This is a genomic window from Acinetobacter sp. DSM 11652 (assembly GCF_900109815.1).
Lineage (GTDB): Bacteria > Pseudomonadota > Gammaproteobacteria > Pseudomonadales > Moraxellaceae > Acinetobacter.
In genome coordinates, this window is the sequence record NZ_FOBK01000002.1 from 66976 (window position 1) to 88129 (window position 21154).

Genomic DNA, 21154 nt, shown 5'->3' on the forward strand with positions numbered 1-21154 from the left:
CTCCAATGAGTGCTTTTCCAAATTTTATTTAAACATTTTAAAACGTGCGGCGTCGTCAATATAGCCTTTATCGAAAGCCTCTCCTTCTTTAGATCCAAATACCAATTGTGCGCGTAGTTTCCACGAAGCTGGTATAGCCCATTCAGTTTGGACTTGATCATCTACAATCGGATTATAATGTTGAAGGTTTGCACCTAAACCTTCTGTATGCAAAGCTGTCCAAACCGCAAATTGTGCCATTGCTGTTGAATGTTCCGCCCAAATTGGAAAGTTTTCCGCATACGAAGGATATTTCTCTTGTAAGTCAGTGATCGTATCCATTTCTTCGAAAAATAATACAGTGCCTACGCCTGCAGCAAAGCTATCCATTTTTGCAGAAGTTTTTGCTGCACTCGCCTCGTCCTTCGCATATGACTTTAGCTTCTCTTTCACAAAGCCCCAAAACTTTTCATGTTCAGCGTTAAATAAAATCACCGCACGTGAAGATTGAGAGTTAAAAGATGATGGGCTTTGTTTAATCGCATTCTGAATAAGATCTGTTAAGTACTCAGGAGATTGTTCAACTGCTTTTCCTAAAGCATAAATCGTACGGCGTTTTTGAATTAAATCTAAAAATTGATTCGACATTTTCTGAAATCCTTGGTATTTCCTCGGGGAAATACGATACTCTGACCTTTAATTCATTAGAAATACTTAACCAAAGATTAAATATTCAACAAATCAAATATGTTGTAGTGTTACATTAAGCATTTATCAGACCAACATCTATCCATTTTGAACCCTAATTCGAAGATTTGATTTTATTCGTATTTTTTTTACCCAATAGTAAAAAGCCCTCCATGATAGAGGGCTTTTCTTGGCATATGTAAGCTTAAAATTTAGCCTCAAGAACCTGAGCCGATACTTGGTTTTTCCATAGGGAGCGTAAGGTTGGCAAATAGAATTTTTCACCTAACTCTACTAATTCAGCATCAATCGCCGTATGAACTTCATGCATGAACAAATAGTCTAAATCTACCGTACTGAGCTTAGGTTGTTCTTTAGAAAACTTTGCTCTTTTTTGTTGAGCAGTTTTTACTAGCTGATCTGCAAATTCACGATTTTTGAATTGTGTAATGGCATTTAGACGCAGTTCAATAACACCCCAACCTGTCAGTAGGAGTTTGAACGTTTCAAAATCTTTTGTTGTTGATTCCCACGTCATGTCTTCTAGATTTTCATCTTTAGGCAGAACAGGAAGTAGTAATTCCATGATACTTGGGAAGATTTTTTTAAAGTTAAGAATAAATTTAACAGGATGTTCACCTGGATAATCTTGAAATTGAACATTTTTTTGAACATCTGTTAAATATATATCGAGCATTGAAAATTTCCGTAGATTGGCTGTCTTAAGTCTAAGATAAGAACTTTGATACAACAGCAATTAAAAGCAATGTGTATTTTAACAATTGTGACGAGTTAATCAATCTCATAATAATTACATGACTATGTGATGAAGTTTTTACTTATTTTTTTAATGTTTTACAGTTATCGCATAATAAATCTTCCTCCGTCGAATATTTCGTTAATTTCTCTATTAATCTCATGATAGCTATCATTATTAGCCACCCTGAGCCCGTTAAAATTGTTAATGTAATGTTCCGAAGATTATTAAATTTATGTTTCTTTCTATTCTGAACTTCATCATCAATACCTTGCTTACAATTGATACATTCTGGTTCTTTGTTCTCTTCCCACCTTTTATGCAAAATTTCGAGTTGATTGTAAATTTTAGGACTATCAATCTCTCTTAAATATTCAATTACAGGTTGGAAGAGGTTGTAATTAGCTTTAAGTATTGATTTGAAACTACTTTTTACTAATTCTTCATCTAAGTTGTTATGTCTGATTCCAATTGCTACAAATTCCAAAAAATTTAATAAATATGTTACAGCCGATTTTTCCTCATCTTCCAATGAATTAAATTTTTCTCTAGTCAATTGCACTTTATCTTTCGACTCTACGTTTTGATCCTTCCCCAAATTCCTTCTTATTTTGGTTGCAATATCAACCTTAGCAATATACGCAGTAGAATTCCTACTATTCATCAATACTTGTACTGAATGACTTCTTATAGTGTTTATAATTTGCACCCTTGAAGTAAAAATCCAACCAAAAACGGCAGCTATAGCTGCTAAAACCGTAACTAATGCTGTCGTTTTAAACTGCCCATCTGTATTTTCTATATCAAAATTTAGAAATTTATAATCTTCAAAAAAACTTTTCCAAATTAATATTTCTACAAACGTGATACCTAATAAAATTAAGATGAGAAGGAGTTGATTACTACTTCTAATCTTAATAAAGAAATTATCTCTACGATAAATATAAAAATAAGCAATTACAGTGACATATGGAATAATCAAAAGATAAGTATAAAAGTAATTCAATTTTATTTTACTCAAAAATAAAGCACCCTAATGGATGCTTTATTACACAAATTTAAATGAGTCTCAACCTAATCCATAGCCTTCTTCAAGGATTAGACGAGCTTTATAATTATTCATGATTGTCTCCTTTGTAAAAGCCTTAAGTGACGTATGAAAGGTCGTTATATAAATAGTATTCTGAAATGAATAATTGGTCAATATATTAAAGACAGTTGCTTGTCAATATATGTTATCAACTTTCAAATCATAAAATTCACCAAATCAAAATCACTTCACATTAGGTGAAACCATATTCTCAGGTACAACGACTTCATCAAACTGCTCAGCTGTGACTAAATTCAGCTCTACAGCAACTTGTTTAAGTGTTTTACCTTCCTTATATGCTGTCTTAGCAACTTTTGCCGCGTTTTCATAACCAATCACAGGATTCAATGCAGTCACTAACATCAACGAGTTATGCAAGAAATAATCAATCTTATCTTGGTTCGGCTCAATCCCCACAGCACAATGCTCATTAAAGCTATTACATGCATCACCTAGCAGCTGAATTGATTGCAGTAAATTATAAGCAATAACCGGCATAAAAACGTTTAATTCAAAATTACCTGAAGCACCAGCGATATTAATCGTCGTGTCATTACCCAAAACCTGCGCAACAACCATCGTCATAGCTTCACTTTGAGTAGGATTCACCTTACCTGGCATAATACTCGAACCTGGTTCATTTTCAGGAATACGAATCTCCCCAAAACCACAACGAGGACCACTCGCTAACCAACGAATATCATTGGCAATCTTATTTAAACTCGCAGCAAGTGTTTTCAGTGCGCCAGAAGCAAATACTGCAGCATCACGTCCAGCTAGTGCTTCAAATTTATTTGGTGCAGTCACGAAAGGTAAACCCGTAAGCTCAGCCAATTTCTTTGCTGCATTTATAGCATAATCAGGATGAGCATTTAGACCTGTCCCTACAGCTGTACCTCCTAATGGCAATTCATATAACCCTTCTAAAGCTTGCTCTAGACGCTTTAATCCATGATCGAGTTGGGATACATAACCACTGAATTCCTGGCCTAAAGTTAACGGCGTTGCATCTTGTAAATGTGTACGCCCAATCTTAACGATATTTGAAAATTCTTTAGACTTCTGATGTAAAGTTTCACGTAAAGCTTGAACTGCTGGAATCAGTAACTCATTAATCTGTAAACTAGCAGCGACATGAATCGCTGTTGGAAACGAATCATTTGTAGATTGAGCTCGATTAACATGATCATTTGGATGAACGGGTTTTTGTGCTCCAAGCGGATTACCCAGTTTTTGATTCGCAATATTTGCAATGACTTCATTACAGTTCATATTACTTTGAGTACCAGAACCTGTTTGCCATACCACTAATGGAAATTGACTGTCCCATTGCCCCGTAATCACTTCTTCTGCAGCACCCACAATATAATTCGCCAATTCAGCAGGAATCTGATTTAACTCAGCATTAGTAAGTGCAGCAGCTTTTTTGACCAGCCCCATACCACGGATCATCGCACGAGGAAGTCGCTCACCACCAATTTTGAAATTTTGCAAACTGCGCTGGGTTTGAGCCCCCCACATCGCATCACTTGGTACTTCTACATCACCCATCGTGTCGTGTTCTATACGTGTTTGCATATCAGCCTCAAATATTTCGCTATTCCTTGGAAGAATCATGTTTGATTCGGATTCATCCACCGTTGATTTGATGCTAATCAAAAAAACCATAAATGTAAATGATTATCATTTTAATTATTAAAGGTGCTTTGATAGTATCGCCATTGATCTTCAATCATTTGTTCTAGTGATCGATGTGCTTTCCATTTCAATAATTCAAATGCTTTTAAACTATTCGAACCAATTTGATCTAATTCTTGGAAAACATAATCAGTTTCCTCAATTCGAATTTTTGTTTCAGTCACTTTTTCTACCGTATTAATCAAGTTTTGAATTGAAGTTGGCTGACCTGCGATATCAAATGCTTCGCACGTTGATCTTTGATTAAATAACCACTTTAAAGTTGCAATGACTGCCTCGCACACATCAATGACATGCACAAAACTTCGTTCAACCGTTTGGTCTTTTGTCTTGGCATTCTGTTGTAATTGAATGGAATCGCGCTGCATGGCTGCGATTTGTAACACCAAAGGCAAAATATTTTTAGGTAAAGGGGCAACCACTTCACCCAAAACTCCATGTTCAAAAGCACCAGCTACATTTGCTAGTCTCAGGATCGCAATACTCCATTCTTCGTCCGTTTTAGAGGTATCACGGATGATCTCTTCGATCATTTGCTGGGATTTAATATAAGGGTTTGGATTGGCAAAATTGAGAGGATGTTCTTCATTTAAATTCAAACTCGAAGTGCCATAAACCGCCATACTTGAAAGATGCAATAATGTTCGTACACCAGTTCGTTGCATTGCACGCATCAGACTCATAATGCAACTGACATTATCATTATAATATTCAAGCGGTTTTAAGCGAGACTCCTCTAAAGACTTAAATCCTGCAGTATGTATAACAGCACGGATTGAGTACTGCTCAAAAACTTTATTCAGAGCAGGCGTATTTCTAACATCTAGCTTTACAAAAGGTACATACATCCCAGAAATGTATTCAAGACGTTCAAGCGTTTGTAAATTCGCATTGGCAAGATTATCTACAATGACAACTTCTTGACCATGTGCCAATAAGCTTAAAACAACGTGTGAACCTATAAAGCCTAATCCACCTGTCACTAAAATCATTGTATACTACCTTTTTGTTTAAAAGCCTGAACAAGCTATTTTCAGTTTGATCACCCTATGCGAAGTTTTAAATGAGTACGTTATTACTAATTACCTCGGCACCTAGCTCAATCCATGCTTGGCATGCATTAGGACTCGCACAATCATTGCAAGCGAAAGGCGAAATTTTTCGAGTTTTCTTTTATCAAGACGGCGTTCAAGTTGCAAACAACTTACAGTGGTCGCCAGATGATCAAAGAAGTCTCACACAAGAGTGGCAAAAATTAAATATCAAACTTCCTGTTTGCGTAAGTGCTGCCCTAGCACGTGGAATCACTGATGCTGAAAATGCTCAACGCCATCACATTGAGTCCCATAATCTGGCTGAAGGTTTTCAGCTGGTAGGACTCGGTGAATTGGCAGATGCTGTCTCATCTTCAGCACGTCTAGTTCAATTCTAAATTATTCATTTTTCATTGATTGTTGCAATTGAAAGGTAAATTGTGTGAAATCTGTACTGGTTATATTAACCCAATCAAATCTCAACTCGCTACAAGTTCATGAGAGCCTTTCTGCAACCATGGTTTTAGCAACTTTTGGCGCTGAAGTAAAAGTTTTATTGCAAGGCGCAGCCTTAAGTTTACTCCGTTCCGAATTAAGCTTCGAACCCATTAAACATGCGTTTAAACTGGCTTCCAACCTCGTCGATAGCTTTGAGTTTTATGATCTAAGCCCTATTTTGGTTGAATCCAATCAACAAGATAATCCCTTTGTTCAACATACTACGCATGAAATTAAATTTATTGAATTTAATAAAGAGTTAATTCAAAGCTTTGACCATGTACTGTATTGGTAACTCATATGACCGATAAAACGCTTTATTTAATACAATCTCAATTTGCAAATACTGAACATTGTATTCAACAGGTTCAAAAAACACTGGATACCAATGATGCTTTAGTGCTTATGGGGGATGCGGTGTTGGCATTGTTTACACCATCTGTACTTACGATTCAAAACAAGGTCTACGTTTTAGATCGAGATGCTGAGTTATTACCTTCGCATCTATTGAACGGCGAGTATTTTCAAATTGAAGTGATTGATTACACCACTTTTGCAGATATCATTCTGGGCTTTACACGCTGTATTAGCCTTAAATAAAACAAATTTATTGACTTAGGTTTTACCATGACCACTGAATTATCCCTTGAACTCGATCAAGATGGTCATTTAGTTGACTATACCATTTGGAATGAAAATGTAGCGCAAGTACTCGCGAATACGCTCGAGCTTGAGCTAACAGCTTGGCATTTCGAAGTATTGCATGCGGTGCGTCAGTTCTACGCTCAATTTGGTCATTCTCCTGCAACTCGTCCCTTAATCAAATTTTTAATGAAACACGTCAGCGCTGACATTGATAATGCAGTATTGCAAGAAAAGTTTAAAACAGGCCTAGTTGCTCGCCATCTAAGTCGATTAGCCGGAATACCAAAGCCTGCCAATTGTCTGTAAACCAAAACTACTTTTTGATTTACATAGCATATCGAGTCAGTTCGTAGCTTTAAAAATGAATTAATCAGTGAAATAGACATTAAAAAACCCGCTATGCAGCGGGTTTAGACATCACCTAGACTAATGATGGTTAAGATGTCGCGTGTCAATCAGGGAAATTGGAATACGTCAACTCAACGCAAAAAATTATAATAAAGTTCGAGTTATCAATTCAGTCCAAATTCATATCAATATCTGACAAATTTGCTAGTTTGCGCTACACCAATCATCAATTGTCATGCCCGATTGTTGAAAACTCGTAGATTGCTGATTTAAATAAAATTGCGCAATACGTTTCATTACATGTGCTTGTTCAACTTGAATGAACTGGTCTGCTAAACCAACAATGTTTTGATAGGCCTTTAACCTTCCGCATAAAGCAAGTTGTTGCTCCATCGCTGTGGCTGTACTGTGTTCATCATCTAAAATCTGCTTGGTTTGTTCGATCAGCTGCATTTCATGATCTAGTTTTTGCTGATACACCATCTGTTGTGCATCAATCAAATCATTCGCTACAACCTGTTGTGATACAAAAAAACTTAAACCTACAAAAATCAACCTCACCCATAACATGCGCATTAGATTCCTAAATCAGGCTCAGCTTTCCAAACATCCTCATAATCATCTCGATCAATCATAAAACGGAAACCTGTTTCCAATGCAAGAAATGGAATTGCGTCGGGTAAAATTTCTTCAAGCTCTTTCACCGTCATCGTCTCAAAAAAATCTTCGCCCTCGCCTAATTCACCGCCATAAATAAACCATGCCACTTTCTCACCAGGTTCAGGCTTATTACGCAAACCGACGATTGGCTCTTGATCTAAAGTATGCTTAGCCACAGCAACAACATCATCTTCATTCACTTTGATGTAAGCAGAATCAAACTCCTCACAGACTAATTTTTGCTCTTCAATAAAATCTTGCAACATGGATGATTCCATTTTCATCATAAATTCAGACCTAATTTTAAGCATAGTGTCGTATAAGCACAATCAATCCGACGAAACAATCTGTTTTTACAATGTTTTTTTTGCTATTTTGATTTTGTTACATATTCAAGATTAAATGGGGGAATTTCATATGAGCAGCAATTCGAATATTTCAGCAACAAATACCGCTTCTCAACATGGTGGTAAACGTGTCAATGCAGGTCGAAAATCACAGTTTTCAGAAAAAACAGTAGTAATGCGTGTTCCTGAATCAAAAGTGATTCAAATTAAAGAATGGTTAAAAATACGACCTGAAGATGATTTCAATCAACAAATTGAAATTTCACCGATCCAATTTAGAACACGTTTAAAAATCGCCTATCCTATTGAATCTGTGGCAGCAGGCTTCCCTTCCCCAGCACAAGATTATGTAGAAGGACATATTGATCTAAATGAATACTTGGTTCACAACGTAGCTTCTACTTTTATACTACGCGTAAATTCGTTATCAATGAAAAATGCAGGGATTGAAGTTGGTGATCAAATCTTGATTGACCGGAGTTTGAATGCAGAACATGGTGATATCGTCTTGGCGTTGATTAATAATGAATTCACAGTAAAAAGATTAATGTTAGAAAAACAAAATGATGGAACGATCCTTTTATGGTTAAAAGCCGAGAATCCAGACTACCCTGACATCTATCCTCGTAGCGAAGAACAAATCATGGTCTGGGGTGTAGTGACTTGTATTTTAAAAAAACTGAAATAAATTGATCTAAGCAGTTCACCCTACTCCTATGCAAAATATTTATCATCAAGAGATTTTTGCGCTCATTGATATTAATAACTGCTATGTCAGTTGTGAGCGTGTATTTAATCCAAGTTTAAATGGTCAACCGGTCGTTGTTTTAAGTAATAACGATGGTTGTGTCGTATCTCGTAGTGAGGAAGCGAAAGCTCTCAATATTGGCATGGCCGTGCCATGGTATGAAATTGAAAAAGATATGCTTAAGGCTGGTGTTAAAGTATTTTCAAGCAACTATGCCCTCTACGGCGATATGTCTAGTCGCTTTTTCACTATTTTAGAGCAACACTTTCATGCAGATTCAGATCTAGAGCCCTATTCAATTGATGAATGTTTTATTCGCCTAACACATTATCAAAGTCTTTTTGATTTAGAAAAATTTTGTCGAGAATTAGTCGACCGTATTCAACAATGGATCGGTTTACCTTGTTGTATCGGGATTGGTTACAGTAAAACACAAGCTAAACTCGCCAATCACTTTGCCAAAAAACGTTCTGGTTTTAACCGAGTGTGTTCTTTATTGGATTTGGATCCATGCAGTTTTGATCAATTACTTATAGAAACCTCAGTATCGGAAATTTGGGGCGTAGGTCGAAAAATTAGTAAACAACTTGAAAGTTACGGTATTTATAATTGCTATGACTTAACTTTTGCCAATGAACACTATTTGATGAAGCAGTTTTCAGTGCTCATGGGGCGTACCATTCGTGAGCTAAAAGGTCAGTCCTGTATTTCACTAGAAGATCCTGATTTACCGTCTAAACGAATCTTAGCATCACGAAGTTTTGCATCAGCATTAAAGGATAAAGCATTAATCAAGCAAGCCATGATTTTTCATTTAAGTCGGGCTCATGAGCGTTTAACCAAGCAAGAACAATTATACGCCTGTGTCCATGTGTCTCTTTATGAAAAAATTCCAGTAAAACCATTCAAGAAATCACATTCTCATGTAATTGGTTTGGAATATCCGACGGATGATTTATTAATCCTGACCCATGCAGCACAACAGCAAATTGATGTTTTATTTAAAGAAAATATACGTTATGTAAAAGTTTCCGTCATGTTTTCTGCTTTGAGTGCTAAAAAAACACATACACATGACCTTTGGCAGCCTCATGATTTAATCCAGCAGCGAGATTCACTCATGACAACACTTGGCGCTATGAAAAACCGCTTTGGAAAGCATTGTATTCAAGTGGGCTATCATACCAATCAACAACAATGGAAAATGAAGCAATTGCACCACTCTCCACGCTATACCACCTCATGGTCAGAAATGCTGACTATTGATGACTCACATATGGCGGTTACACAAAACAAATGAATACTTTTGGTCAATTCGGTTTAAAATAGCAGACTCGAAGAATTAAAAGAAAAATGTAATTTTTTAACATTGCCAATTGACTGCAAAGTTCTCAAAATACAGCTCATTGACGACATTGTTTTTTTGCTATTTTTGAAACAAAATATAAATGAAAAAGCTTAAAAACATGCCATAATATGCAAACTTTGCAGACATCTTGCAAGGTTATATTGCAACTTTCATATTGGAGCTGTCTTCATGAGTTCGACCATTTTGGTCATACATGGACCAAATTTAAATTTGCTAGGAAAGCGAGAACCTGAAGTTTACGGACATTTAACTTTAGACGATATCAATCATCAACTCATACAGCAAGCTCAAGAAAGTTCAATTCAACTTGAAACCTTCCAAAGCAATTGGGAAGGTGCCATTGTCGACCGAATTCATCAAGCCCAAATTGATGGTATAAAATTTATCATCATCAATCCTGCTGCACTGACCCACACCTCAGTAGCAGTACGTGATGCCCTATTAGGTGTTGCGATCCCATTTATTGAAGTTCACCTTTCAAATGTTCACGCACGTGAAGCATTTAGACACCACTCTTATCTCTCAGATAAAGCTGTCGGTGTCATTTGTGGACTAGGCGCACAGGGTTATTCATTTGCATTAACTCATGCCGTGCAAAAAATTCAAACTTCTACACATCTTTAACCTTAGGAATACGAATTCATGGATATTCGCAAAATTAAAAAGCTCATCGACTTAATGATTGAATCGGATCTTCAATCTATTGAAGTAAAAGAAGGTGATCAATCCATTGCTTTAGCGCGTCGTAATCCTATCGTAGCCGCTGGTGTTGCACCAATACAATCTGCTGTGCCAGAAGCTCCAGTTGTGAAACCAGCTTCTCGTGGTGCTGTTGAAACCTCACCAATGGTTGGCGTGTTCTATGCTGCACCAAGTCCAGGCGAAGCACCATTTGTAAATGTAGGACAAACTGTTTCAGCAGGCGAAACGCTTGGAATTATTGAAGCAATGAAAATCATGAACCCAATTGAGGCAACTCAAAGTGGTGTGATTGAAGAAATTTTAGTTAAAAATGGTGATGTAATCCAATTCGGTCAACCTTTATTCCGCTACCGCGCGTAATCGTTGGGGGTTGGTATGTTGCAAAAAGTTCTCATTGCCAACCGAGGTGAAATTGCACTGCGTATTACACGTGCTTGCAAAACACTCGGTATTAAAACAGTCGGTATCTACTCGGATGCCGATAAAGATCTCATGCATTTACGCTTTGTTGATGAAGCCGTTTGTATTGGTCCTGGTGCAAGTAGCGAAAGTTATCTAAATATTCCTGCAATTATTACAGCAGCGGAAGTGACTGGTGCAGATGCAATTCATCCAGGTTATGGCTTTTTATCAGAAAATGCTGAATTTGCTGAGATTGTAGAAAGTTCTGGTTTTATCTTTATTGGTCCACGTCCTGAACATATTCGCCTTATGGGGAATAAAGTGTCAGCGATTATGGCGATGCGTAAAGCTGGTGTACCAACCGTTCCAGGTTCAGCTCATGCTGTAACACCAAACAATGCCTTGGCCGAAGCAAAAGAGATTGGCTTCCCACTTATCGTTAAAGCTGCTGCTGGTGGTGGCGGTCGCGGTATGCGAATTGTTGAACGTGTTGATACACTGTTGGAGTCTGTACAAGCAGCTCAACGTGATGCTGAAATGTGGTTCGGTGATGATACGGTTTACATGGAACGTTTCCTTCAAAAGCCACGCCATGTTGAAGTACAGGTGATTGGCGATGGTAATGGTCACGCCGTACATTTATATGATCGTGACTGTTCATTACAACGTCGTCATCAAAAAGTTCTTGAGGAAGCTCCTGCTCCGAACCTTCCAGAAGAAGCTCGTGCTGAAATTTTAGCAGCTTGCGTAAAAGCATGCGAATTAATGCAGTATCGTGGCGCAGGCACGTTCGAATTCTTATTTGAAGATGGTGAGTTCTTCTTTATTGAGATGAATACACGTGTTCAAGTAGAACATCCTGTGACTGAAATGGTAACGGGTGTCGATATTATTGAACAACAGCTTCGTGTAGCCGCTGGTCTTGGTTTAAATCTAGAACAAGATCAAATCAAAGTACACGGTCATGCAATTGAATGCCGTATTAATGCAGAAGATCCAACCACCTTCCTTCCATCACCAGGTAAAATCGAGCAATTCTACACACCAGGTGGTGCAGGCATCCGTTTAGATTCTCATATCTATCCAGGTTATAGCATTCCACCTTACTATGATTCGATGATTGCTAAATTAATCGCACATGGTAAAGATCGCGAAACCGCTTTGGCTCGTATGAAACAAGCCTTAGATGAAATGATCTTAACTGGAATCAAAACCAATATTCCGCTACACAAAGATCTCATCCTTGAAGATAAGAACTTTGCAGAACAGGCTATGGATATTCACTACTTAGAGAAACATTTGTTGAAACAGGTACAAGGACATAGCGAAGCTGAGTAATTACAGCTTTACAAGATGAATAAAAAAGCCTCTTTTTCAAGAGGCTTTTTTATTATTGAAGAATAGACTGCAAAGATTTTAGCTTAAGGCAATATACGATTAAGCTTTGCAAAACATTGTCCACCCTTTTCAGATGCACAGAAATTGATTTGATTCGGATTGTCCCATTTTACAAAATATTGAGACAAATCTCCTGCCTGATCTACTTGATTACCAGAGCAGTCTTTTTCGTTGTTCTCATAATTGACTTGCATGACCAAGGTAGGCAACAAGCCCGAAGAGCTGTCTTGAGATGGTTGATACTCAAATAAACCGACCGACCACTCTTTAGCACTATTCACGACCACCTCATTGTTACCACGGAAATTATAATACTCAACACATTTTTTATTATTTGGAATTTCCATTCCCCATAAACCTAAAATTTCTGGGCGCATGTTGATTCGAATATTATTTTCAGGCTGTTGTAAATCAGCACCTTTAGCTTGCGCTTGGACATTTTGATCGGCAGAAGAAAAAGACGTCATTAATAAAAGTAAAGGTGCAAAAAAAACTGTTTTTTTCATACAACATCTATAGGTCAACGTTTAGAACTAAATTAGCACATTTCAGCAAGAAAACTCATAGAATTAACGTGATAAGAACAATTTTATATAAGAAAATGAATTCCCTATTGATGAACTTTAAATCATCAGCAGTTTAATGCGATCTATTGATTTATTAGTGCAAAAATATATTCTTATCAGAATAATATTCATTCTATACCTCACAGAAAGCTTAAAAATATAAGATTTTATGCAAGGGAATATACGTTAAGTATGACCATATGGATACGAACAGAGCTGATTAAAAACAATGCACAATCTTTTTTGATTGTCATGCTGATCATTACACTTTGTGCTTTGGCTGGAATACTTGGTCGACCTCTCTCATTTCTTGCAATTTTCTGGCCTGCAAATGCCGTACTACTTGGTCTTTTTTTAAGATTTAGTTATCTCAATAATCTTGGTGGCTGGCTTGGGGCCTTTTCTGGGTATATGCTTGCAGACCTAGGTACTGGCAACACTTTACAACTTACTTGGTTGTTAACTCTTGCTAACTTGCTAAACCCATTAGTGACCTTATACCTACTGAACCGATTAAAAATCAATTATCAAGAATTCAATAAAGGTCTTACATTTGTTTACTTATTTTTAATTAGTGCTTTTGGCGGGTGCCTAGCGAGCCCAACCTTTGCGATTTTAACCATCCCTTATGTTCCTAACAGCTTTATGGAACTCAGCCGTATTTGGGTTGATTTTGGCATGTGGTGGAGTGGTGAAATTCTTAACTTTGTCGCTTTTTTACCTATTGTTCTCGCATTACCAAACAAAACTACAGTTCAACAATATTTTGTAAATCAAAAAAATCAACGTTTAAGTTTGCCCTTTGTCTTACCCTTCATATTTGTCGTTGTATCTGTAATTCTAACTCACTTTTTTATTGGCCCTGGCGCCATCATGTTCCCGATCGGAGCACTCATCTGGGCAGCATTAACCTACAATTTATTGTTGGTTGCAATCATCAACTGCTTTGTATGTATGTTCTTATACAACAGCTTAAGTGCATATTATCTAACAGAATCTCCAGAGGCATTTATTTCGACAACACTGTCTGTTCGCATCGGTCTTTTCATGCTGGCTTTAGGCCCACTAACATTATCAATTATTAGTTTGAATCGCCAAAAGCTATATCACCAAATATTATATTTAGCGAACCATGACAGTTTAACAACGACTATGAATCGCCGATATTTTTATGAAGAAAGCGAAAAGACGATAGACTCAACTCATAGGGAGGCGAAATCCAATATTCACAGCGTGTCTATTCTACTACTCGATATTGACCACTTTAAAAAAATTAATGATCAATATGGACATGAAATAGGTGATATTGTTCTCAAAGACTTTAGCAATATCGTCAGATCTCAAATTAGATCAAATGATTTATTCGGTAGAGTTGGCGGTGAAGAATTTGCCATCTTAATTAAAGATAGTAACCTACCAGCCTGCATTAAAATCGCACAGCGTATATGCGACCGCGTGGCAGAAACACCGATTATGATCAGGCAAAATCAACATCTCAATATTAGTGTAAGCATAGGTTTAAGTTATCAACAACTTCCGTCTGGCACCCCATTCCAACAATTGATTAATCGTGCAGATGTTGCCCTTTATCAAGCGAAATCTGAAGGACGAAATAGATTATGCGTGGATCCGCAATTACTATTTACTCAAACATCATAAGTCACTATCTTGCTTCAGTGGGCTTGAAATTTGGTAAAGCGGATAAAAATATGAAACCAATCAACGTTGAAGCTCCTGCAATGATAAAAATATAGCTGCCAGAAATCAACTCCCAATATTGTCCTGCCAATACGCTTCCAGATGCCACACCCAAGCCCCACATCGTACTATACAAAGCTTGAGCTCTACCCTGCTGCCCAGCAGAAAAGTACTCAAAAATAATGCGCATCGCCAATAAGTGAAATAAACCGAAACTGAATGCATGCATTGTCTGGGAGAGAAATTGGAGAACAAAACTTTCAGGAAATAAACCAACAATCAAAAACCTAAGTCCAGTCATCCATAAACAGATCGCAACCAACTGACGCCATGTAAAACGATTAAAAAAAAATGATGCATAGGCAAACATCATGATTTCAGCAATAACACCTGTTGACCAAAGAAATCCTGTTGCTGTGGTACTAAATCCAGATGACTGTAAGTAATTGCTATAAAAACTATAGAATGGTGCTTGAGCAAACAACATAATGAACTCAATTAAGAAAATTGCTTTCACAACTGGTTGTTTTAAAACTGGAATAATGGATTCAAGTGTTTTTTGGGCTTTTGGTGCGCCCTTCGGTTCTTTTACTGTAAATGACCATAAGAACGCTAGAAATGAAATACTCAGTAATAAAATCGGGAGATACTGAATATCGATGATTTCAAGAATTAGACCAATAAAGAAAACACCAACAATAAACCCAATCGATCCCCATTTTCTCACTTTGCCATAAAGTTCATTTCGTTTTTCGCCTAACCAAAATAATGTAACGCCTTCAAATTGAGCAAGTATCGCATTTTGAAAAAAGCTGAAGATCAACATTAACAAAGCAATTGATTGAAAATTATTAGGTATAATAAAAATGAGGAACCATATACTCGCTTCCATCCATGTTGCGATTCGCACCAATAGCATTCTTTTACCCGTTTTATCCGCCACCAACCCCCAAATAAACGGCGCAAAAAAACGTGTCATGATTGCAATTGCACTAAGCCACCCTATCTCTAAAAAGCTAAATTCCTGATCTTGCAGATATAGACTCCAATACGGCATGAAGGTACCGACAATCGCATAGTAGAAAAAGTAGAATCCACCTAACCTACTTTGGATTGGGAATGTTTGGTGCATATTGAACCGTGCCTAATTTCGAATAGAACTATATTATAAAATAGATAATGAATAGTGATGAGAATAAGAAAGGCAGCTCAAAGCTGCCTTTAAATTAATTCAGTGCGATGACTTTAACTAAGATTGTTTGTGATTCTTCAAAGTCATCAAATATTTGCTTTCGATTAAGTTCTTTTGACTTCACTTTAAACTCATGATTCTGGTACTGAATGACTGATGGAATTGAATCGAAATACGCATAGTCTGCCTCGATGGTTTCTTCAAACAATGGAGTGCCCAATTGATAGTCTTTGCTCTTCAGCACCACATATTTCACAGTCGTTTTCATTTCATACTCTTTTATTAACGCTTTATTTTTAGTTATATCACCTTTTGAAAAGTGTTCAATCAAAAATAGAAACGTTTGACCATAAAGGACTCAATCAATTATTTTTTACCACCTTTAAACTTAATTCAAGCAACCTGACAAGCATCACAAAAAGAAAAATAGCAAAACACGACAATAAATATATTTTTTGATAACTGGTTAACATTTATATGGATTGTATGCTAAATTTAGCATATACAAAAACAACATCTATTTAACTGGTTGATAATAATGAAAGTTCAATTTATATCTATTCTTACTGCTCTTTCACTGAGTGGGTGTATCGTTGTATCCAATAAACCAAATGCAAGTTCTGCAAAAGCTTATGCATCTAATGTTATTGATTTTAAACCTTCAGAAAATGCCAAGCGAATTGAAACACGTGGTCAGGTGATTTGTGAACCATCAAAACCATGTACTGAGTTAACATTTGATTGGAAACAGCAGAGCAATAATTTATTTAGAGTACATACCAATCTATTTGATCGAAAATCTTTTGATATCAAGCAAGTGATTTTCACGCTAGATGGTCAAACTTATCCTTACACAACTTTAACTCAAACCAATACACGATCAGTCAACAATTCCGATCTCATTAACTCTTCAAATTACATTGATGTACCAATGAATTTTGTCGTTATGTTTGATCAGTCTAAATCTATCGATATTGCTGTAGTGACAGATCAAGGTGCTATTACGCATAGCATTTTAAAAGATGGGCATGCATCATTTGCCTATCAAACATTTAAAAGTGGCTACCAACAATTTAAGCAAAAGTAAAAAAAGACCCACTATGGGTCTTTTTTTAATCATCGATACAAAACTGCAACGTGTTATTAGACTGCTAGGCATTTCATTTTTTAGAATTTTTCGTTAGATTTAACAAATTGTGTACACAGTTATAATAAACAAGACAATAGGTAAAATCATGAAAATCAAACTAGCGCTTATTTCAGCATTGGTTGCATTAACAGGTTGTGCAGGAAGTTATCCAGAACGTGTTGTAACCAAAGGACCTCTCATCTGTGCTACTGATGAAATTTGCCCTGAGCTTGCACTCCGTTGGAATGATGAAAAGCGTAATGGTTTTAAAATAACTGCAGATGTAAATGACACTATACAGCACGATATAAAACAATTGAACTTTATTGTTGATGGTCAGCCTTATGTCTATTCAACAATTCAACCAACCCAATATGCAACTGCAGCTGGTGTAACGAATTCATCTAATTTTATTGTCGTTCCTGTAAGTTTTTTAAACTCATTTAGAGACGCAAAACAAATTGATCTAAAAATCGTGACAGCTAACGGCGAAGTGACTCGTCCCATCCTGCAAGCTGACGGTCAGAAGTCTTCTGCTTACTTAACATTTATCAAAGGTTATACAGGTCAAACTATCGAATAAATGAATTATTCACTAAAAAGCCAGTTCGTTGAACTGGCTTTTTTTAAGGCTTACAACTTTTTTGATAACTTGTTCCTAAATCTTGGAATGATAACTCAAAAGAATTTCTCATTTTTTTTGCAAATAATGCTTCTTCTTTTGCTTTAGCCATATGAATATTCTTTTGTGCTATTCGCTCTAAAGCATTTAATGCATCTGCATATTCACAAGCTCTTTGAATGATCAACGAAATATTCTGCTTACTATCGACCGATTGATGTAATCGAATTTGACTCGCTTCAATTTCGTTATAAATTGACTTCACTTCAATATCAAACTGAGATTGTGTTAAGCCATTCGCATAACTATACGATAATCCGCATAAGACCATCGCCCCAACCAATATCCTTATTTTCAATTGAATTCCCCATAAAACGTTCAATTGCAATTTTAAAATTATATTAAAAAGCCAGATCAATCATCTGGCTTTTTACATCATACGCTTTTTTACTTTGGTTAAATTGGCTCAAATGGCGCAACAACGTCGGCATTTTGGGCACGATGACGCATAAAGTGATCCATTAACACGATTGCAAGCATCGCTTCAGCGATTGGTGTCGCACGAACACCCACACAAGGATCGTGACGACCTTTAGTAAGAACATCCGTATCTTCACGATTAATGGTAATCGTTTTGCCTGGTGTGGTAATAGAAGCAGTAGGTTTTAGTGCAATTGATACACGAATATCTTGACCACTTGAGATACCACCTAATATACCACCAGCGTGATTCGCTAAGAAGCCATCAGTTGTCAGTTCATCACGTGTTTCATGACCAAATTGTTCAGCCACGCCAAAACCATCACCAATCTCTACACCTTTAACCGCATTAATTGACATCATCGCATGAGCGATATCAGCATCTAAACGGTCGAAAACAGGTTCTCCCCAGCCTACGGGTACTTTAGAAGCAATAATTTCAAGTCGTGCTCCACAGCTTGTTCCTTTTTCACGCAATGATGTCACAAGTGCTTCAAAGCGTGGTACGGCATCAACATCACCACAAAAGAATGGATTATTCGGCACTTCATTCCAATCTAATTTTGCTGTTTTTTCAGTTCCGATTTGTGTTACATGCCCTCGGATTTCAATACCAAATTTTTCAAATAAGAATTTTTTAGCAATTGCACCCGCTGCAACACGCATCGCTGTTTCACGTGCGCTTGAGCGACCACCACCACGGTAATCACGGAAACCATACTTTTGTGTATAAGTATAGTCTGCATGACCTGGACGGAAAGTTTGTGCGATATTACCGTAATCTTTAGATTTTTGGTCTGTATTACGAATTAAAAGACCAATGGATGTCCCAGTGGTTTTACCTTCGAACACACCTGAAATAATTTCAACTTCATCTGGTTCTTTGCGTTGTGTTGCAAATTTAGAGGTACCTGGTTTACGACGATCTAAGTCTATTTGTAAGTCCTCAGCTGATAACTTTAGACCTGGTGGAACTCCATCTACAATCGCCATCAAACCAACACCGTGAGATTCACCACAAGTTGTTACACGGAACAATTGTCCAATACTATTGCCAGCCATGCTCAACAACTCCTTTAAACTTGAACAGATTGAATGAATAAATCACGATATTGACGGCATTGTGCTGCAGTCAGTGCAAAAATACCTGATCCACCACGTTGGAATTGCAACCAGTAGAAATCAACAGTATTAAAGTTTTGCTTCATCGCCCATTCTGAGTTGCCCACTTCAATGACGATTAAACCATCTTCAGTTAAATAGTCTGCGGCTTGAGCCAGCATTTTACGCACAAGATCCAAACCATCTTGACCCGCTGCCAATGCCAATTCTGGCTCGTGATGAAACTCATCTGGTAAATCTGCCATATCTTCAGCATCGACATACGGCGGATTAGAAATAATTAAATCGTATTGATTTTCAGCAGGTATTTTAGCGAAAAGATCAGATTCCAATAAAGCGACTTGATACTGTTTATTGTGATGCTCACAGTTGATTTGAGCAACCTCAAGGGCTTCTTTTGAAATATCAGTAGCATCGACTTCAGAATCAGGGAATGCATATGCCAAAGCAATTGCGATACAACCAGAGCCAGTACACATATCCAAAATACGCTGTGGAGTTTTAGGATTTGGATTTACTGGCAAATTATTGACCGCTTCACCCATTTCACCATTTTCAGTCAAACAATAAGGTGCAAAACGATTTTCAATCAGCTCAACGATTGGTGAGCGTGGAATCAGTACACGCTCATCTACATAAAATGGTTTACCAAAGAAATAAGCAAGATTTAATAAATATGAAGTAGGAACACGGTCATTGATACGACGTTCGAGTAAGCTCAAGAATTCCGCAACTTCGCTTGGCAGCAATTTTGAGTCTAAAATCTCAGCATCGGCATTCCAGTCCAGTGACAGAGTTTGTAAAACTAAAGCAGAACTTTCAGCAAAATAATCTTCAGTACCTTGACCTAAGTGTGCATCGTATTGACGTAATGCTGTAACTCCAAAACGAATAAAATCTCGAATAGTTGTTAAGTTTTCAGCGGCTTCCTGTAGATGTTCAGGGCTAATAGTCGGTCGATCCACTTAAGGCGTCTCCAAGGTCGAATTTTTAAAAACGGTCTATGATACCTTGTTTTGTCCTATTAATAAAAAGTTCTATCCGTGTTATTCGGCAAATTTGTATTGAAAATTTGAATAGTTAGAATTATCTATTGAATAAGGTCTACTCATTCAAGTTTTAAAATAGCGAGAAAGTTGATTAAAACTAACGATATTGAAAATAATCGTGTATACTCGAAGCCAACTAGAAAATTTATGTTGTTTCATTAAATCTTTTATTTCGCAGTGTTAGTCATAATCCTACGTTTGGTTTCAGATTTTAAGTTTCATTTTTTTTCCAAGTTACATCATTGAGTTCAAACTCATAACATTAAAGTTTTATTAGGATTCCTATTATGTCTAATACTGTTAAAGGTACAGTTAAATGGTTCAACGAAACTAAAGGTTTCGGTTTCATCCAACAAGAAAACGGTCCTGACGTTTTTGCTCACTTCAGCGAAATCAAAGGTTCAGGCTTCAAAACTTTGGCTGAAGGCCAACAAGTTGAATTCAGCGTAACTCAAGGTCCTAAAGGTCCTAATGCTGTTGACATCGTAGCAGTTTAATTAACTGTTAAAAAAAGCGGGCTTTGCCCGCTTTTTTTCGTCTCTCGAAAAGTTCACCAGACTTGAAAAAGAAAATTTAGACTCAAACTAATAAAAGTTAAAGTGAATTTCAAAAGTTAAAGTATGAGTTATAAACACAATAATTTAATGGCAATGCGTCAAAATTACTGGAGTGATGATTCTTCCCCTCGTGTCACAACAGAAAAACAATTTCTTAAGCAATTTTTGATGGATCATCAAATTTTTGAAAATCCAAGTTCGGATGATGTTAAATATTTTGTCTTCAGCTTACCTAGCGTCATTATTATCAAAGCATATGCCCTTGGATTTATTCATGAAACTGTTGTCAACTTAATGAAATTATTCATTTCAGAGTATCGCGTGTCTCTGTCGGCTCGAGTTCAACTCCCAGTTAAATATCGACTTTAAAAATGCTT

The 21154-nt window shown here is 36.9% G+C and carries 27 protein-coding genes; 14 read left to right on the plus strand and 13 right to left on the minus strand.

What is annotated here, in order from left to right; all coding sequences use genetic code 11:
- Positions 1-24: 24 nt before the first annotated feature.
- The 5 genes from BMW42_RS02615 to BMW42_RS02635 all read right to left on the minus strand — a co-directional run bounded on the left by BMW42_RS02615 (position 25) and on the right by BMW42_RS02635 (position 5203).
- Positions 25-627 (minus strand): nitroreductase family protein, encoded by a 603-nt coding sequence (locus BMW42_RS02615; RefSeq protein ID WP_092766315.1) that lies wholly within the window; start codon positions 625-627, stop codon positions 25-27.
- A gap of 244 nt (positions 628-871) precedes the next feature.
- Positions 872-1363 (minus strand): hypothetical protein, encoded by a 492-nt coding sequence (locus BMW42_RS02620; protein ID WP_035267803.1) that lies wholly within the window; start codon positions 1361-1363, stop codon positions 872-874.
- A gap of 142 nt (positions 1364-1505) precedes the next feature.
- The gene (locus BMW42_RS02625) at positions 1506-2444 is read right to left on the minus strand and encodes a DUF4760 domain-containing protein (RefSeq protein WP_143047392.1); all 939 of its coding nucleotides are present in this window, start codon (positions 2442-2444) and stop codon (positions 1506-1508) included.
- Between the two features lie 252 nt (positions 2445-2696).
- Complete coding sequence (gene fumC / locus BMW42_RS02630; protein ID WP_092766317.1) at positions 2697-4091, minus strand: class II fumarate hydratase; 1395 nt, start codon at positions 4089-4091, stop codon at positions 2697-2699.
- Positions 4092-4201: 110 nt separating this feature from the next.
- Complete coding sequence (locus BMW42_RS02635) at positions 4202-5203, minus strand: NAD-dependent epimerase/dehydratase family protein (RefSeq protein WP_092766318.1); 1002 nt, start codon at positions 5201-5203, stop codon at positions 4202-4204.
- A gap of 71 nt (positions 5204-5274) precedes the next feature.
- Here BMW42_RS02635 and tusD point away from each other — a divergent pair, with 71 nt between their 5' ends.
- The 4 genes from tusD to BMW42_RS02655 are packed head-to-tail and all read left to right on the plus strand — an operon-like array spanning position 5275 to position 6694.
- Complete coding sequence (gene tusD, locus BMW42_RS02640; RefSeq protein ID WP_035267807.1) at positions 5275-5643, plus strand: sulfurtransferase complex subunit TusD; 369 nt, start codon at positions 5275-5277, stop codon at positions 5641-5643.
- A 44-nt stretch (positions 5644-5687) separates the two neighbouring features.
- Positions 5688-6038 (plus strand): hypothetical protein, encoded by a 351-nt coding sequence (locus tag BMW42_RS02645; RefSeq protein WP_035267809.1) that lies wholly within the window; start codon positions 5688-5690, stop codon positions 6036-6038.
- Between the two features lie 5 nt (positions 6039-6043).
- On the plus strand, positions 6044-6343 hold the full coding sequence (locus BMW42_RS02650; protein WP_035267811.1) for a DsrH/TusB family sulfur metabolism protein: 300 nt from the start codon (positions 6044-6046) through the stop codon (positions 6341-6343).
- Between the two features lie 27 nt (positions 6344-6370).
- Positions 6371-6694: a TusE/DsrC/DsvC family sulfur relay protein gene (locus BMW42_RS02655; RefSeq protein ID WP_035267814.1), complete on the plus strand. Its 324-nt coding sequence runs from the start codon at positions 6371-6373 to the stop codon at positions 6692-6694.
- 246 nt (positions 6695-6940) lie between these two features.
- On the opposite strand, the gene BMW42_RS02660 is transcribed toward BMW42_RS02655, so the two are convergent.
- Both BMW42_RS02660 and BMW42_RS02665 read right to left on the minus strand, forming a co-directional pair.
- The gene (locus BMW42_RS02660; protein WP_051586583.1) at positions 6941-7312 is read right to left on the minus strand and encodes a hypothetical protein; all 372 of its coding nucleotides are present in this window, start codon (positions 7310-7312) and stop codon (positions 6941-6943) included.
- Entirely contained in the window at positions 7312-7662 is a 351-nt protein-coding gene (locus BMW42_RS02665) for an immunity protein Imm33 domain-containing protein (protein WP_035267817.1), read from the minus strand. The genes BMW42_RS02660 and BMW42_RS02665 overlap by 1 nt, the downstream gene beginning before the upstream one ends.
- A 151-nt stretch (positions 7663-7813) precedes the next feature.
- On the opposite strand from BMW42_RS02665, the gene BMW42_RS02670 reads away from it, so the two are divergent.
- From BMW42_RS02670 to accC, 5 genes are all read left to right on the plus strand, one after another.
- A complete protein-coding gene (locus BMW42_RS02670; protein ID WP_092766319.1) occupies positions 7814-8431 on the plus strand; it encodes a LexA family protein in 618 nt (205 codons plus the stop codon).
- Between the two features lie 28 nt (positions 8432-8459).
- Entirely contained in the window at positions 8460-9791 is a 1332-nt protein-coding gene (locus BMW42_RS02675; protein ID WP_092766320.1) for a Y-family DNA polymerase, read from the plus strand.
- 237 nt (positions 9792-10028) lie between these two features.
- Complete coding sequence (gene aroQ, locus BMW42_RS02680) at positions 10029-10484, plus strand: type II 3-dehydroquinate dehydratase (RefSeq protein ID WP_035267826.1); 456 nt, start codon at positions 10029-10031, stop codon at positions 10482-10484.
- Positions 10485-10502: 18 nt separating this feature from the next.
- Complete coding sequence (accB, locus tag BMW42_RS02685) at positions 10503-10922, plus strand: acetyl-CoA carboxylase biotin carboxyl carrier protein (RefSeq protein ID WP_092766321.1); 420 nt, start codon at positions 10503-10505, stop codon at positions 10920-10922.
- A 15-nt stretch (positions 10923-10937) separates the two neighbouring features.
- Complete coding sequence (gene accC / locus BMW42_RS02690) at positions 10938-12302, plus strand: acetyl-CoA carboxylase biotin carboxylase subunit (RefSeq protein WP_035267832.1); 1365 nt, start codon at positions 10938-10940, stop codon at positions 12300-12302.
- An 83-nt stretch (positions 12303-12385) separates the two neighbouring features.
- On the opposite strand, the gene BMW42_RS02695 is transcribed toward accC, so the two are convergent.
- Positions 12386-12868: a hypothetical protein gene (locus BMW42_RS02695; RefSeq protein ID WP_035270703.1), complete on the minus strand. Its 483-nt coding sequence runs from the start codon at positions 12866-12868 to the stop codon at positions 12386-12388.
- A 252-nt stretch (positions 12869-13120) separates the two neighbouring features.
- On the opposite strand from BMW42_RS02695, the gene BMW42_RS02700 reads away from it, so the two are divergent.
- On the plus strand, positions 13121-14587 hold the full coding sequence (locus BMW42_RS02700) for a GGDEF domain-containing protein (RefSeq protein WP_035270707.1): 1467 nt from the start codon (positions 13121-13123) through the stop codon (positions 14585-14587).
- 4 nt (positions 14588-14591) lie between these two features.
- Here the strand turns inward: BMW42_RS02700 and BMW42_RS02705 are convergent, their stop codons facing one another.
- Together BMW42_RS02705 and BMW42_RS02710 are read right to left on the minus strand one after the other, a co-directional pair.
- Positions 14592-15758, minus strand: coding sequence for an MFS transporter (locus BMW42_RS02705; RefSeq protein ID WP_092766322.1), 1167 nt, complete (start codon positions 15756-15758; stop codon positions 14592-14594).
- Positions 15759-15852: 94 nt separating this feature from the next.
- Complete coding sequence (locus BMW42_RS02710; protein WP_035270711.1) at positions 15853-16086, minus strand: hypothetical protein; 234 nt, start codon at positions 16084-16086, stop codon at positions 15853-15855.
- 270 nt (positions 16087-16356) lie between these two features.
- On the opposite strand from BMW42_RS02710, the gene BMW42_RS02715 reads away from it, so the two are divergent.
- Together BMW42_RS02715 and BMW42_RS02720 are read left to right on the plus strand one after the other, a co-directional pair.
- Positions 16357-16905, plus strand: a complete 549-nt coding sequence (locus tag BMW42_RS02715; protein WP_092766323.1) for a hypothetical protein — start codon at positions 16357-16359, stop codon at positions 16903-16905.
- Between the two features lie 148 nt (positions 16906-17053).
- Positions 17054-17530 carry a hypothetical protein gene (locus BMW42_RS02720; RefSeq protein WP_092766324.1) on the plus strand — a complete coding sequence of 159 codons (477 nt, stop codon included), beginning with the start codon at positions 17054-17056 and terminating at the stop codon, positions 17528-17530.
- A gap of 43 nt (positions 17531-17573) precedes the next feature.
- Here the strand turns inward: BMW42_RS02720 and BMW42_RS02725 are convergent, their stop codons facing one another.
- From BMW42_RS02725 to prmB, 3 genes are all read right to left on the minus strand, one after another.
- Positions 17574-17927 carry a hypothetical protein gene (locus tag BMW42_RS02725; protein ID WP_143047393.1) on the minus strand — a complete coding sequence of 118 codons (354 nt, stop codon included), beginning with the start codon at positions 17925-17927 and terminating at the stop codon, positions 17574-17576.
- A gap of 98 nt (positions 17928-18025) precedes the next feature.
- Complete coding sequence (aroC, locus tag BMW42_RS02730; protein WP_092766326.1) at positions 18026-19111, minus strand: chorismate synthase; 1086 nt, start codon at positions 19109-19111, stop codon at positions 18026-18028.
- Positions 19112-19125: 14 nt separating this feature from the next.
- Positions 19126-20136, minus strand: a complete 1011-nt coding sequence (gene prmB / locus BMW42_RS02735) for a 50S ribosomal protein L3 N(5)-glutamine methyltransferase (protein ID WP_092766327.1) — start codon at positions 20134-20136, stop codon at positions 19126-19128.
- Positions 20137-20507: 371 nt separating this feature from the next.
- On the opposite strand from prmB, the gene BMW42_RS02740 reads away from it, so the two are divergent.
- Both BMW42_RS02740 and BMW42_RS02745 read left to right on the plus strand, forming a co-directional pair.
- Positions 20508-20717: a cold-shock protein gene (locus BMW42_RS02740; protein WP_035263597.1), complete on the plus strand. Its 210-nt coding sequence runs from the start codon at positions 20508-20510 to the stop codon at positions 20715-20717.
- A 123-nt stretch (positions 20718-20840) separates the two neighbouring features.
- Entirely contained in the window at positions 20841-21146 is a 306-nt protein-coding gene (locus BMW42_RS02745; protein ID WP_092766328.1) for a hypothetical protein, read from the plus strand.
- Positions 21147-21154: the final 8 nt, after the last annotated feature.

Coding starts and splice junctions, on each gene's coding strand:
- BMW42_RS02615 (WP_092766315.1), bottom strand. CDS start 627: ATGTCGAATCAATTTTTAGATTTAATTCAAAAACGCCGTACGATTTAT.
- BMW42_RS02620 (WP_035267803.1), bottom strand. CDS start 1,363: ATGCTCGATATATATTTAACAGATGTTCAAAAAAATGTTCAATTTCAA.
- fumC (WP_092766317.1), bottom strand. CDS start 4,091: ATGCAAACACGTATAGAACACGACACGATGGGTGATGTAGAAGTACCA.
- BMW42_RS02635 (WP_092766318.1), bottom strand. CDS start 5,203: ATGATTTTAGTGACAGGTGGATTAGGCTTTATAGGTTCACACGTTGTT.
- tusD (WP_035267807.1), top strand. CDS start 5,275: ATGAGTACGTTATTACTAATTACCTCGGCACCTAGCTCAATCCATGCT.
- BMW42_RS02650 (WP_035267811.1), top strand. CDS start 6,044: ATGACCGATAAAACGCTTTATTTAATACAATCTCAATTTGCAAATACT.
- BMW42_RS02655 (WP_035267814.1), top strand. CDS start 6,371: ATGACCACTGAATTATCCCTTGAACTCGATCAAGATGGTCATTTAGTT.
- BMW42_RS02660 (WP_051586583.1), bottom strand. CDS start 7,312: ATGCGCATGTTATGGGTGAGGTTGATTTTTGTAGGTTTAAGTTTTTTT.
- BMW42_RS02665 (WP_035267817.1), bottom strand. CDS start 7,662: ATGTTGCAAGATTTTATTGAAGAGCAAAAATTAGTCTGTGAGGAGTTT.
- BMW42_RS02670 (WP_092766319.1), top strand. CDS start 7,814: ATGAGCAGCAATTCGAATATTTCAGCAACAAATACCGCTTCTCAACAT.
- BMW42_RS02675 (WP_092766320.1), top strand. CDS start 8,460: ATGCAAAATATTTATCATCAAGAGATTTTTGCGCTCATTGATATTAAT.
- aroQ (WP_035267826.1), top strand. CDS start 10,029: ATGAGTTCGACCATTTTGGTCATACATGGACCAAATTTAAATTTGCTA.
- accB (WP_092766321.1), top strand. CDS start 10,503: ATGGATATTCGCAAAATTAAAAAGCTCATCGACTTAATGATTGAATCG.
- accC (WP_035267832.1), top strand. CDS start 10,938: ATGTTGCAAAAAGTTCTCATTGCCAACCGAGGTGAAATTGCACTGCGT.
- BMW42_RS02695 (WP_035270703.1), bottom strand. CDS start 12,868: ATGAAAAAAACAGTTTTTTTTGCACCTTTACTTTTATTAATGACGTCT.
- BMW42_RS02700 (WP_035270707.1), top strand. CDS start 13,121: ATGACCATATGGATACGAACAGAGCTGATTAAAAACAATGCACAATCT.
- BMW42_RS02705 (WP_092766322.1), bottom strand. CDS start 15,758: ATGCACCAAACATTCCCAATCCAAAGTAGGTTAGGTGGATTCTACTTT.
- BMW42_RS02710 (WP_035270711.1), bottom strand. CDS start 16,086: ATGAAAACGACTGTGAAATATGTGGTGCTGAAGAGCAAAGACTATCAA.
- BMW42_RS02715 (WP_092766323.1), top strand. CDS start 16,357: ATGAAAGTTCAATTTATATCTATTCTTACTGCTCTTTCACTGAGTGGG.
- BMW42_RS02720 (WP_092766324.1), top strand. CDS start 17,054: ATGAAAATCAAACTAGCGCTTATTTCAGCATTGGTTGCATTAACAGGT.
- aroC (WP_092766326.1), bottom strand. CDS start 19,111: ATGGCTGGCAATAGTATTGGACAATTGTTCCGTGTAACAACTTGTGGT.
- BMW42_RS02740 (WP_035263597.1), top strand. CDS start 20,508: ATGTCTAATACTGTTAAAGGTACAGTTAAATGGTTCAACGAAACTAAA.
- BMW42_RS02745 (WP_092766328.1), top strand. CDS start 20,841: ATGAGTTATAAACACAATAATTTAATGGCAATGCGTCAAAATTACTGG.